This is a genomic window from Pseudomonas serbica, from assembly GCF_028823535.1.
In the GTDB taxonomy this organism is placed as follows: Bacteria; Pseudomonadota; Gammaproteobacteria; order Pseudomonadales; family Pseudomonadaceae; genus Aquipseudomonas; species Aquipseudomonas serbica.
This window is the reverse complement of record NZ_JAQIYM010000009.1, coordinates 273,485-286,497: the sequence shown is the minus strand read 5'-3', so window position 1 is coordinate 286,497 and position 13,013 is coordinate 273,485. Positions and strand designations below refer to the sequence as shown.

Annotated in this window: 10 protein-coding genes; 7 read left to right on the top strand and 3 right to left on the bottom strand. The window is 60.5% G+C overall.

The window, feature by feature from the left end:
• Positions 1-145 precede the first annotated feature (145 nt).
• The 3 genes from NQL71_RS16945 (at position 146) to NQL71_RS16935 (ending at position 6,387) form a co-directional block, all read left to right on the top strand.
• Positions 146-2,083, top strand: coding sequence for a DUF1302 domain-containing protein (locus NQL71_RS16945; RefSeq protein ID WP_046818988.1), 1,938 nt, complete (start codon positions 146-148; stop codon positions 2,081-2,083).
• 28 nt (positions 2,084-2,111) lie between these two features.
• A complete protein-coding gene (locus NQL71_RS16940; protein WP_046818989.1) occupies positions 2,112-3,476 on the top strand; it encodes a DUF1329 domain-containing protein in 1,365 nt (454 codons plus the stop codon).
• A 175-nt stretch (positions 3,477-3,651) separates the two neighbouring features.
• The gene (locus NQL71_RS16935; RefSeq protein WP_046818990.1) at positions 3,652-6,387 is read left to right on the top strand and encodes a winged helix-turn-helix domain-containing protein; all 2,736 of its coding nucleotides are present in this window, start codon (positions 3,652-3,654) and stop codon (positions 6,385-6,387) included.
• Positions 6,388-6,461: 74 nt separating this feature from the next.
• On the opposite strand, the gene NQL71_RS16930 is transcribed toward NQL71_RS16935, so the two are convergent.
• Both NQL71_RS16930 and NQL71_RS16925 read right to left on the bottom strand, forming a co-directional pair.
• Positions 6,462-7,076: a hypothetical protein gene (locus tag NQL71_RS16930; RefSeq protein WP_077185197.1), complete on the bottom strand. Its 615-nt coding sequence runs from the start codon at positions 7,074-7,076 to the stop codon at positions 6,462-6,464.
• Complete coding sequence (locus NQL71_RS16925; RefSeq protein WP_274643043.1) at positions 7,073-8,536, bottom strand: PAAR domain-containing protein; 1,464 nt, start codon at positions 8,534-8,536, stop codon at positions 7,073-7,075. Before NQL71_RS16925 ends, NQL71_RS16930 begins: the two co-directional genes overlap by 4 nt.
• 231 nt (positions 8,537-8,767) lie before the next feature.
• On the opposite strand from NQL71_RS16925, the gene NQL71_RS16920 reads away from it, so the two are divergent.
• Positions 8,768-9,412 (top strand): MBL fold metallo-hydrolase, encoded by a 645-nt coding sequence (locus NQL71_RS16920; RefSeq protein ID WP_046818992.1) that lies wholly within the window; start codon positions 8,768-8,770, stop codon positions 9,410-9,412.
• Between the two features lie 103 nt (positions 9,413-9,515).
• Complete coding sequence (locus NQL71_RS16915; protein ID WP_077185199.1) at positions 9,516-10,226, top strand: YiaD family glycine zipper/OmpA-like lipoprotein; 711 nt, start codon at positions 9,516-9,518, stop codon at positions 10,224-10,226.
• Between the two features lie 197 nt (positions 10,227-10,423).
• Here the strand turns inward: NQL71_RS16915 and NQL71_RS16910 are convergent, their stop codons facing one another.
• Positions 10,424-10,858 carry a Z-ring associated ZapG family protein gene (locus NQL71_RS16910; protein ID WP_046818994.1) on the bottom strand — a complete coding sequence of 145 codons (435 nt, stop codon included), beginning with the start codon at positions 10,856-10,858 and terminating at the stop codon, positions 10,424-10,426.
• 144 nt (positions 10,859-11,002) lie between these two features.
• Between NQL71_RS16910 and NQL71_RS16905 the strand changes: the two genes are divergently transcribed.
• A complete protein-coding gene (locus NQL71_RS16905) occupies positions 11,003-11,632 on the top strand; it encodes an alpha/beta hydrolase (RefSeq protein ID WP_046818995.1) in 630 nt (209 codons plus the stop codon).
• Between the two features lie 24 nt (positions 11,633-11,656).
• The gene (locus NQL71_RS16900; protein ID WP_046818996.1) at positions 11,657-13,012 is read left to right on the top strand and encodes a tryptophan--tRNA ligase; all 1,356 of its coding nucleotides are present in this window, start codon (positions 11,657-11,659) and stop codon (positions 13,010-13,012) included.
• Position 13,013: the final 1 nt, after the last annotated feature.

Genomic DNA, 13,013 nt, shown 5'->3' with positions numbered 1-13,013 from the left:
TCAAGGATTTTTAAGAACGGAGCAAACGCACAAACCGGGGCGATGCAACTTTGGAATGACTTTGGGAAGCCATGGCTCCCTGTTATCCAAGCGTTTTTAGAAGTGCTATTTGCCATAACAATAAAATGCACATGGAGTAGCGTCGATGACATCAGTAAACCAGTTCTGGCGCCGGGCTAAACTGCCTCTGGCCGTCAGCCTTGCCTCTACGCTCGCCGGGCCTGCATTCGGCGTCAGTTTCAACATCGGTGAAATCGAAGGTCAGTTCGACTCTTCCCTGTCGATCGGCGCGAGTTGGTCTACTGAAAGCGCCAACAAGAACCTCATCGGCGTCAACAACGGCGGTCGCGGCCTGTCCCAGACTTCCGATGACGGTCACCTGAACTTCAAAAGCGGTGAAACCTTCTCGAAGATCTTCAAGGGTATCCATGACCTTGAGTTGAAGTATGGTGACACCGGCATCTTCGTCCGTGGCAAATACTGGTACGACTTCGAGCTCGAGGACGAGAGCCGCCCGTTCAAGGACATCAGCGACGACAATCGCAAGGAAGGCGCCAAATCCGCTGGCGGCCAGATCCTCGACGCCTTCGTCTATCACAACTACGCCATTGCCGATCAGCCAGGCTCGGTACGCTTGGGTAAGCAGGTAGTGAGCTGGGGTGAAAGTACCTTCATCGGCGGCGGCATCAACTCGATCAACCCGATCGATGTGTCCGCATTCCGTCGTCCCGGTGCCGAGATCAAGGAAGGCCTGATTCCGGTCAACATGTTTTATGTGTCCCAGAGCCTGACCGAAAATCTCTCCACCGAAGCCTTCTATCAGATCGAATGGGACCAGACGGTTGCCGACAACTGCGGCACTTTCTTCTCGCAGCCGGACGTGATCAGCGATGGTTGCGACAACAACCTGGCAGTATTGCGCACCCAGAACGGGCTCAACAACGCCCTGGCGGCGGCGGGGCTGCCGGCCGGACTGCGTAATGCCGCGATCAATACACTTGGCGCGAGGGGCGTGACCTGGGGTAACCCGGACGAAGGCGTGATCGTTCGTCGTGGCCCGGACCGCGACGCCCGTGACAGCGGCCAGTTCGGTGTGTCCTTCAAGTACATGTTCGATCCGCTGGACACCGAATTCGGTGCCTACTTCATGAACTACCACAGCCGTGCACCGATTTTCAGCGGCCATGGCGCCCCGGCGAGCGCCTACAGTGGTGCGGGCCTGGTGGGCGGTCTGGTAGGCAACGGGGTACCCCTGGGTGTCGCGGCGGGCCTGGCCCCGACCTTGCTGCCATTGGTGGTGGCGGGCAACTCCAGCTACTACGTCGAGTACCCTGAAGATATCCGCCTGTATGGCTTGAGCTTCTCCACCACCTTGCCGACAGGCACCGCGTGGAGCGGTGAACTCAGCTACCGGCCGAACGCTCCGGTGCAGCTCAATACCACCGACATCCTGTTTTCCGGCCTGACGCCGCTGAACCCTAACGTGTCTGTGCTCCAGGGCACGCCAGGGCAGGATCAGCAAGGTTATCGCCGCAAGGAAGTGAGCCAGCTGCAAACGACCTTGACCCACTTCTTCGACCAGGTAATGGGCGCCGAGCGTCTGACCCTGGTGGGTGAGGTTGGCTGGACCCACGTTGGCGGCCTGGAAAGCAATTCCAAGGCACGTTACGGCCGTGACCCGAGCTATGGCCCTGGCCCATTGCCAAACAACCAGTGCGTGACCTTGAACACCGGCACTTTGGCAGGCGGGCCGCAAAACAACGTCAGTCGCTATTGCGAAAACGACGGCTTCACCACGGCCAACTCCTGGGGTTACCGCGGTCGTGCCATCTGGGAATACAACGACGTATTCGCCGGCGTGAACCTCAAGCCCAACGTGGCCTGGTCCCACGACGTGGAAGGTTACTCCCCTGGCCCTGGCGCCAACTTCGAGGAAGGTCGCAAAGCGGTCAGCCTGGGTGTCGACGCCGAGTACCAGAACACCTACACCGCAAGCCTGGCGTACACCAACTTCTTCGACGGCAAGTACACCACCGTGGATGACCGCGACTTCGTTGCGCTCAGCTTCGGCGTGAACTTCTAAGCACTGTATTTTCAGGACGAGCACACACATGAAAATAACCAAGAATCTGTTCCATGCCGGTGTCCTGGGGCTTTCGCTGCTGGCGACCGGTGTAATGGCTGCAGTTCCTGCGGCCGAAGCGGACAAGCTGGGCAAGAGCCTGACCCCGATGGGCGCCGAAATGGCCGGCAATGCCGACGGCTCGATCCCTGCCTGGAAACCACTGCCGAAAAATGCCGGCAGCGTCGACAGCAAGGGCTTCCTGTCCGATCCGTATCCGGGTGAAAAGCCGCTGTTCACCATCACGGCGCAGAACGTCGACCAGTACAAGGAAAAGCTCGCCCCGGGTCAGTACGCGATGTTCAAGCGCTATCCGGAAACCTTCAAGATGCCGGTTTATCCGTCCCATCGCGGCGCTACCGTGCCGGATGACGTGTTCGCCGCCATCAAGAAGAACGCCACCAATACCAAGCTGGTGTCCGGCGGCAACGGCCTGGAAAACTTTGAAACCGCCATTCCGTTCCCGATTCCGAAAAGCGGTGTTGAAGTCATCTGGAACCACATCACCCGCTATCGTGGCGGCAGTGTGACCCGTCTGGTGACCCAGGCCACGCCACAACCGAATGGCTCGTTCAGCCTGGTGTACTTCCAGGACCAGTTCGTGTTCCGCGACAAGATGAAGGACTACGATCCGGCGAACCCGGGCAACATCCTGTTCTACTTCAAGCAGAAAGTGACCGCGCCAGCACGTCTGGCCGGTGGTGTGCTGCTGGTCCACGAAACCCTCGACCAGGTCAAGGAGCCGCGTTCGGCGTGGGTCTACAACGCCGGCCAGCGTCGTGTGCGTCGTGCGCCACAAGTGTCCTATGACGGCCCGGGTACCGCTGCTGACGGCCTGCGTACCTCCGACAACCTGGACATGTACAACGGTGCGCCGGATCGTTACGACTGGAAGCTCGAAGGCAAGAAAGAGATGTACATCGCCTCCGATGCCTACAAGCTCGACGATCCGAAGCTCAAGTACACCGACATCATCAAGGCCGGCCACATCAACCAGGACCTGGCTCGCTACGAGCTGCGCCGGGTCTGGCATGTGGTTGCAACCCTGAAGGAAGGCCAGCGTCATATCTACGCCAAACGTGACTTCTACATCGATGAAGACACCTGGCAGGCGGCAGTGATCGACCATTACGACGGTCGCAATCAACTGTGGCGCGTTGCCGAGGCGCATGCCGAGAACTACTACGACAAGCAAGTACCGTGGTACGCCCTGGAAACCCTGTATGACCTGCAATCGGGTCGTTACCTGGCGCTGGGCATGAAGAACGAAGAGAAGTCGGCGTATGACTTCGGCTTCACCGCCACCACCAGCGACTTCACTCCGGCGGCATTGCGCCAGGAGGGTGTTCGCTAACCGGCACGGAAATAGAGGCCGCATCCTCTGCAAACGCCCCGACTGGTTCGGGGCGTTTTCATGTGTGTAGACTTTTTGTAGCCATTTGTAGCAATAACCTTCATTCCCTCCTCGTTTACCGCTAGTCTGCGGACATCTGCAACGCCGCCACCCGCAATTCAAACAAGAGCCGGCCATGACTGATCTGTCCCCACCACCAGGTCCTGCAAGCGTCGCTGTCGCTGCGCTGGGGCGCTTTTTCCGACCGCCATTGCCCGACGGCCATGTGCTGCGCCCACGCCTGTGCGAGCGCCTGAGCGCAGGTTTAGGGGGCAGGTTGCTGCTGGTCAGCGCACCGGCCGGGTTCGGCAAGAGTTCGCTGGCGGTGGAGTTCTGTCAGGCGCTGCCGGCTCACTGGCAAAGCCTGTGGCTGGGGTTGAGCCCGCGAGACAGCGACCCTGGCCGGTTTCTCGAGCGCTTGCTCGAAGGCCTGCAGGATTTTTTTCCGCAACTGGGCAGGCAGTCCCTCGGCTTGCTGAAGATGCGCCAGCGGCATCAGCCGTTTGCCTTTGAAGAATGGCTGGACGGACTGCTCGACGAGCTGGCCGTGCACCTGTCGACAGCGACCCCGCTCCTGCTGGTGCTCGATGACTATCATCTGGCCCAGGGGCCGGTGCTCGATCGCTGCCTGCAATTTTTCCTCAATCACCTCCCCGATGGCTTGCTGGTGATGGTCACCAGTCGCCAGCGTCCGGACTGGCACCTGGCGCGATTGCGCCTGTCGCGCCAGTTGCTGGAACTGCATGAGCAGGACCTGCGCCTGACCCACGATGAAGCCTTGAGCCTGCTCGATCGGCACAGCAGTTCCTTGCGTGGCGAGGCGCTGGAAAACCTGATCCAGCGTAGCGAAGGCTGGGTGGCCGGGTTGCGCTTCTGGTTGCTGGCCGCCTCCGAGGCAGGCACCCAGGGCGCGTTGCCGCAGGCGCTGCATGGCGGAGAAGGGCTGATCCGCGATTACCTGCTCGAAGAGGTGATTGATTGCCTGCCCGCCGAAGTACAAGCCTTTCTCTACGACACCGCTCCCCAGGAGCGCTTTTGCAGCGAGCTGTGCGACGCCGTACGCGACGCCCATGACAGCGCCGCCATCCTCAGTTTCCTGGCTGCCCACCAGGTGTTCCTGGTGCCGCTGGACGAACACGGCCATTGGTATCGCTATCACCATCTGTTTTCCGATCTGCTGCGTACCCGGCCTGGCGCGCAATCGATGGTGCCGGCCGCCAGCCTGCACTTGCGCGCCTGCCGCTGGTTCAATGCCCAGGGCCTGCTCGATGAGGCGGTAGAGCAGGCGTTGCGGGCCGGTCATTTGGACGTTGCGGCCAACCTGGTGCAAAACCTTTCCGAAGAACAACTGCTGGCCGAACAGAACGTCGGCATGTTGCTGCGCTGGAAAATGGACTTGCCCGATAGCCTGTTGATCAGCACGCCGCGCTTGATTGTGCTCTACAGCTGGGCGTTGGGCCTGGCCTGCCAGCTGGACGCCGCCGAGGAGCTGGCCAGTCACCTGAGCCGCTTCCTGCCGGCACCGTCGGCCACCGCGCAAAAGTCGATGCTGGCGCAATGGCTGGCCCTGAGCGGGATCATCGCGCGCGGGCGCGGTAACCGCGAACTGACCATACGTTATTGCACCGAAGCGCTGGAGAGCCTTCCGTGCAAGCGTTATGGCCAGCGGTTGATGTGCCTCTCGACCCTGTCCAACCTGGCGATTGCCGATGGCAACATGTGGCGTGCCAGGGAATTGAACCGCGACTCCCTGGAGCTGGCGCAACGGGTGGGCAACCCGCTGTTCGAGGCGTTGGCCCACTACGACCGCGCTCGAGTATTGCAGGCCCGGGGCGAAGTGCTGCGTTCGCTGGATGAAGTCCGGCAAGGGCTGCAACGCTTGCATGGACTATCGGCGCAGCGGCTCTTTGCCGTACGTGCACGACTGACGTTGTACGAGGGTTTTCTGTTGGCGGTGCGCCTGCAACCCCAAGCGGCGCGGCTGCGCTTGCAGGCCGGCTTGAGCGAGGCCCGTGCCTGTCGCGACATCAGCGTGCTGATCGGCCATTGCGTGATTGCCCGGCTTGAAGGCAGCAGTGGCGAGTTCGCCAAGGCCTTTGCCGAACTCGCCGAAGCCGAACGGCTGATGCACATCTGGGACGTGCCGCCGATCTACTATCTGGCAATGATTACCCTGGTTAAATGCGAACTCTGGCTGGCCCAGGGGCGTATCGATCTGGCGCAAGCCTGGTTGACGCGATTGGGCCAGACCTACAACGGTGAGCAGCCGGCCGCACCACCGGAATTCCACCCGCAATTGCCGCTGCATATCGAATTGCAGCAAGCCTTGCTGGAGGTCATCCAGCACCAGCCGATGCTGGCCGAAGGGCGCTTGAATACGCTACTCGAAAATGGCCAGCAAACCGGTCGGCAGATGCTCAGCGCAATGGCGCTGACGCAAAAGGTTTCGTTGTTGCTGGGCAGCGGACGCGAGCCCGAGGCCCGCAAGGCGCTGGTCCAGGCCTTGGATGCCGCCGCCGGGGGCGTGTTGCAACCCTTTGAAGGGTTGTTGGCCGAGCATCCGGACTGGCTGCGGGCACAGCTGCAACTCTGCGCATCGACCACGATTTCCCAGGACCTTGCCGAAAAACTTCCCGCCGCGGCCGCCCGCCCGGCACCGGAGTCGACGCCGGCGTCGGAGCAACTCAGCACCCGGGAAATGGCCGTCCTGCGCCTGATTGCCCAAGGCTGCTCGAATCAGGAGATCAGCGACCAGCTGTTCATTTCCCTGCACACGGTGAAAACCCATGCCAGCCATATCAACAGCAAGCTGGGGGTAGAGCGGCGCACGCAGGCGGTGGCCAGGGCGAAGGAGTTGGGGGTGTTGGTGTAGCGTTGGGCGAGTTTTCTCGCTGGCGCGGCCAAGAACCAGCCTTGGCCGCTTCGCCAGGTCTTTATGACGTGTGGTCAAGGGTTCGTCCATGGCGTGGCCAGTGACAGCTTGATGAGGTAGCGCTCCTCGGTGGGGTGCCTGTAATCCGTGAAGCGATTGACCACCAGCATCACTTGATACTGGGTGCCCGCGTGCCAGTATGCTTTGCCGCCCTTATTCTCATCCCGCAATTGGGCTCGCCATTGCGGGGTGTCGGCGAACGATGGGAAATCTTTGACCCGGATGGGTACCCAACCAGCGTTGCGCCATTGCTCCTGCAGATCCAGCACGACCTTGAGGGTGTCGTCGAGCAACAGTGGCTCGATTTGCGGGGACATACGGACATTGCTGACCCGCTCATCTTCGAAGCTCACACTGAAGAAACGGGCCAATGGGGTTACGAAGCCGTATTTGGGGTCTGCAAAGCGCAGGCGAGCATCGGACTTGGGTAACCGCCCCCAATAGTGTCCGGGAATGGCTGGATCAATGGCCGCACTGGAGCGACCTCGCATATCCTCCCAAGGCTCACCAATCAACAAGGCGATTTCGGGCTCATCCGACAGTGTTTGAGTCGCCACCACTATCAGGAGGGCTGCGACTGCCAGTGCCAACGCACCACGTCGCCAGCCCACGCGCTGCAGCAGGCTCACCGCACGCCTCCACCCCAGGCGATATCCCGAATCGATTGCTCAATCTGGTCGCGTTGGTCGCTATGCAGCAAATCGTCAAACTGCGCCGCGGCTTTGAGCACAAAGGTCATGCGGCGTTCGATGTCAGCCAAGTTGGCAAAGGGATTGCTGCCAAAACCAATGGTGCGTCCGTCCTCAATTGGACGGCACTGGCTGGCCAGCGTCAGCTCGATGGCCTGAGCGGCACCGGAGGGGATGTTGGTGACGTAGGAGGCATGGTTACCGCGTAATAACCATTTCAGACCGCTGTCGTCGTACATCGCCGGTTGCAGGATGTTGACCTGTTCGTGTCTGGCTAGATGCTCAACACTTTTGGCAATGTTACCCGCCTCAATCGCCTCGAAAGCCAATAGGATTTCCTTGTGGTCAGTTCCGAATTCCAGCGTTTTTTGCCCAACCGGCCACAGCACCGGATGTTGGCCATGCCCGTAAATGCTGCTGCGTGAAGCCAGGCAATCCTTCAGCGCTTCTAGCCCCCGTTCCTGATAGAACACATGCAACGGATACACATCCAGGAATAGCGTGGTATTACCCATCGCCAGCATCTCGTACACAAACCGGTACATCCGTTGCGAGTAATACAACGGACTCTCGGCCCCCCAATGGGTGAAGCCCCACACCGGGTTGTCCCGGTTGGTCTCCTCGTACTCGCGTTGGCGCTGCTCAAACGCCCGAATGGTCGCGCGCTTTTCCCGCTCACTGGGACTGAGCAAGCCTCTCAGTCCTTGTCTGGCACTGTCCCTCAATTGCTGTATCGCCTCTTCTTCCGCCTGAATCTTCTCGACCGAATCCGCCGCGTGCAGCAATCCACAGCCCACCTGTTTCGAAGCGAAGGCCGCCAGCCCGGCCCACTGAAAACGCGGGTCATGGCGCCATAGCTGGGCGTAGGCGGCATTGATCGCCTTGTTACGCGCCTTGGGATCGGCAATCAGTTTGCCGCCCGGTGCCACGACGTTTTCAACCCTTTGCTGGTACCCGCGCCAAAGGTTTTCACAGACCGTCCCTGGCCGTTCGCTGAGCGTCGGTGTGGGCGCCCGTGCTGAAGTGGAGCCGGACTGTCGCGGGGCGACCGGGTAGTTGGGGGCAACTGGCGCCGCTTCCTGTTGAGGGACACTCCTCACGGATTGCGGCGCACCACTTTGTTTGGACTCATAGGTGGCGTTGGTGAAGGAGTGGAGGAGACTGGCCTTGCAGGGGCAGCTGCTGCGGCTATCCAGCGAGCCAGCTACCAGTCTGCCGTGACTGTCCATGTACGAGATGCCACCGACGATTTGGTAGGTTTCGTCGTTTTTGCCACAGGAAACCCGATCCCCTGCGCGAGCGTGGGCGATGCCAAACATCATCACGCGGGTATCGGCCTCGAGCACCTCGCCACCGCAACTGGTCTTGTCGCCCTTGCGAATGAAATATCCCTTGGCCATGGCTGCAACTCCTTGTCCGTTGACGAGCAAATTGCGCCTGCCTCCGAAGGATTGGAGGCAGGGCAAAGTGCAGCGCAAGGGTTCAATATGGGGCGGTCAGGCGTAAATCAGACGTTTCCTTGTTTGCTGTAGTCCTGTTCCGCAATCTGGAAGGGGGAGGGGCAGTGGACGGCATCGGCGATGTCGTCGAGCTGTGCGAGAATAGGCCATCCATTTTTTCCAGGAACACCCATGGACGCTGCCAAACCTGCGCTGATCCGCGAAACCTTCCCTGTCGGCCCGTTGCAGTGCAACTGCACGATCATCGGCGACCCGATCACCAAAAAGGCCATCGTGGTCGACCCGGGTGGCAATCACGAACTGATCCTCGCTCGGCTCGATGCCCTGGGCCTGAAGGTGGTCAGCATCATTCACACCCATGCGCACCTCGATCACTTCCTGGCCTCGGGCCAGTTGAAGGAAAAAACCGGCGCGACCCTGCATTTGCACAAGGAAGATCAATTTCTTTGGGACAACCTGGAGATGCAATGCCAGATGTTCGGTGTGCCCTATACGCCGGTACCCTCGCCGGACCGCTGGCTGGCCGACGATGAAGAACTGGCGTGTGGCTGTGGCGTGGCCTTGCACACACCAGGTCATACGCCGGGCTCCATGAGCTTCTGGTTTGCCGATGCGAAGTTGCTGATTGCCGGGGACACCTTGTTCAGGCGCGGGGTAGGGCGCACGGACCTGTGGGGAGGCGATCAGGCGACCATCGTGCGTTCGATCAAGCAGCGCCTGTATACCCTCGACGAAGGGGCGACGGTCGTGGCCGGGCATGGTCCGGACACCCGGTTGGGCGATGAAATGCGCGAGAACCCTTTTGTTCGGGCCTGATGTGTAACAAGTGGAATTTTCACGGGTCGAAATGATCCAACGCCCGCAAGGGTCCGATGCTAAGTCCGTTGCACCACAGAATGCAAAAAAGTAGGAGCTCTACATGTTCACCACGCCTCGTTTGATTATCGTCGCTACTGCCGTGGCACTGTTGGCCGGCTGCGCATCGCCCAACCCCTACGACAGCCAGGGCCAGGGCCAGGCCGATAGCGGCTCCACGGGCATGAGCAAAACCGCCAAGTACGGTGGTCTTGGGGCTCTGGCCGGGGCACTGGCCGGTGCTGCCATCAACCACGACAACCGTGGTAAGGGCGCGCTGATTGGTGCCGCTGTCGTGGGTGCTTCCGCCGCCGGTTACGGTTACTACGCTGACCAGCAGGAGAAAAAACTGCGTGCCAGCATGGCCAACACCGGTGTCGAAGTGCAGCGTCAAGGTGATCAGATCAAGCTGATCATGCCTGGCAACATCACGTTCGCCACCGATTCGGCGAACATCGCACCGAGCTTCTATCAGCCGCTGAACAACCTGGCCGGCTCGCTGAAAGAGTTCAATCAGAACCAGATCGAAATCGTTGGCTACACCGACAGCACCGGCGCTCGCCAGCACAACATGGACCTGTCCCAGCGTCGCGCCCAGAGCGTGGCGACCTACCTGACCTCGCAAGGCGTGAGCGGTACCAACCTCAGCGCCCGTGGCGCCGGCCCGGATAATCCGGTGGCCAGCAACGCCGACGCCAATGGTCGGGCGCAGAACCGCCGGGTAGAAGTCAACCTGAAGGCGATTCCAGGCCAGCAGTATGGTGCCCAGCAGTAAGGCACCGTTCGGCACTGACTGAACACCAGGCATAAAAAAACGCCCGATCCTCGACAGATCGGGCGTTTTTTTGTGTCGGTGCCGGCCCCATCGCGGGCTTGCCCGCGATGGGGCCGCAACAGGCAAAGAAAATGTCATAAATGAAAAAGCCCCCGGGCAATCAAACGTCCGAGGGCTTTTTCACACCTTAAACCTGATTACTTCTTCAGGCCGTAATGCTCGTCCAGCATGCCCGGTGCGTTCGGGGCTTTCGGTGCGTAGTCGCGCGGCGGCTCCTGATTGCGCGGCGGCGTCAGGCGTTCCCGTGGAGCCTGCGCCGCATCGGCGTGCAGGGAGGCTAGCAAGCGTTGGCGGGTCTGTTCGTCCAGGGCCAGGCGATTGGCACCCTCGGCGAGATGATCCTGCACTTCCTGATAGCTCTGAGTCAGTTTCTTGACCAGTGTTGCAGTGCTGTTGAAGTGGGTCACCACCTCATTCTGATAATTGTCGAAACGTTCCTGAATATCGTCCAGCTGACGTTGCGTGCTGCTAGGCGCGGCATTCGGCGCCAGGCGAGCGATCAGGAAACCAATGGCGACACCCACAACCAGGGCAAGAGTCGGCAACAACCAAACTAAGAGCGAGTGTTCCACGAGTCCTTCCTCTATAAACGGCTTTGCTTTACGTTAACGGCTCGAACCTGCGCTGTATACCGCGATTCACTCGTAATAGACAGCCACAGACAATTTGCTAGACGAGTCGACCCGATTCGAGGTCACGGAGTTCCTTCCTTGCTTATGCGTGAAACCCCCGTAGTGATTGATGGCCCGGTCGGGCAACTTGAAGCACTTTACCTGGATAACGAGCAGCCGCGAGGCCTGGCGCTCATCTGCCATCCGAACCCGGTGCAGGGCGGCACCATGCTCAACAAAGTGGTCTCGACGCTGCAGCGCACTGCGCGCGACGCCGGTTTGATTACCTTGCGTTTCAACTACCGCGGCGTCGGTGCCAGCGCAGGCTCCCACGATATGGGCACCGGCGAAGTCGATGATGCCCAGGCCGTAGCCCAATGGTTTCGCGCCAGGCACCCGGATCTACCGCTCACGCTGTTCGGTTTTTCCTTTGGCGGATTTGTTGCAGCAAGTCTCGGCGGCCGCCTGGAAGCGCAGGGCGAGCAGCTCAAGCATCTGTTCATGGTCGCACCGGCCGTCATGCGCCTGGGCGCCCAGGATCAACTGCCACAGCGCGGCGAATTGACCTTGATCCAGCCGGAAACCGACGAAGTCATCGATCCGCAGCTGGTTTACCAATGGTCCGACAAGCTCGAACGTCCCCATGAGCTGCTGAAAGTGGCAGAATGCGGACACTTTTTTCATGGCAAGCTGACTGATCTCAAGGATCTGATCCTGCCGCGTCTTTCGAATTGATTGCAGTCTGACAAGCGATTACCCATGACGACTCGTACCCGTATCCTCACCGGCATTACCACCACCGGCACGCCGCACCTGGGCAACTACGCCGGCGCCATTCGCCCGGCGATCCTTGCCAGCCGTGACAGCAATGCCGATTCGTTCTACTTCCTGGCTGACTACCACGCCCTGATCAAATGCGATGACCCGCTGCGCATCCAGCGCTCGCGTCTGGAAATCGCCGCGACCTGGCTGGCCGGTGGCCTGGATGTGGAGCGCGTGACCTTCTATCGCCAGTCCGACATCCCGGAAATCCCTGAACTGACCTGGCTGCTCACCTGCGTCGCCGCCAAGGGCCTGCTCAACCGTGCCCACGCCTACAAGGCCTCGGTGGACAAGAACGTCGAGACCGGTGAAGACCCGGACGCCGGTATCACCATGGGCCTGTACAGCTATCCGGTGCTGATGGCCGCGGACATCCTGATGTTCAACGCACACAAGGTGCCGGTCGGTCGCGACCAGATCCAGCACGTGGAAATGGCCCGGGACATCGGTCAGCGCTTCAACCACCTGTTCGGCCAGGGCAAGGAATTCTTCACCATGCCCGAAGCGCTGATCGAGGAAAGCGTGGCCACGCTGCCGGGCCTGGACGGCCGCAAGATGTCGAAGAGCTACGACAACACCATCCCGTTGTTCAGCAGCGCCAAGGAAATGAAGGACGCGATTTCCCGTATCGTCACCGACTCCCGTGCACCGGGCGAGGCAAAGGATCCGGACAACTCGCACCTGTTCACCCTGTTCCAGGCGTTCGCCACTCCAGCGCAAGCCGACGAGTTCCGCAGCGATCTGCTGCAGGGCCTGGGTTGGGGCGAGGCGAAGAATCGCCTGTTCCAGCTGCTGGACAGCGAACTGGGCGAATCCCGCGAGCGGTACAACCAGTTGATCGAGCGTCCGGCGGACCTTGAAGACATCCTGCAACACGGTGCGAAAAAGGCTCGTGCGGTCGCGACCCCTTTCCTCAACGAGTTGCGTGAAGCGGTGGGCCTGCGTTCGTTCGTTGCCCAGACCCAAGTGGCGGCGACCACCAAGAAGAAAGCCGTGAAGGCTGCACGTTTTGTCAGCTTCCGCGAAGACGACGGCAGTTTCCGCTTCCGTCTGCTGGCGGCCGATGGCGAGCAACTATTGCTGTCGCGTAACTTTGCCGACGGTAAAACCGCCGGTCAGGTGACCAAGCAACTGCAATCGGGCCAGCCTTTGGACGTGCGCAGCGAAGACCTGGCCTTCAGCGTCTGGCTTGAAGGTCAGTGCGTGGGTGACAGCCCGGCGTTCGCTGACAGTGCCGCGCGCGATGCTGCCATCGAGGCTTTGCGGATCGCCCTGACGCCCGTTCAGGAATAAT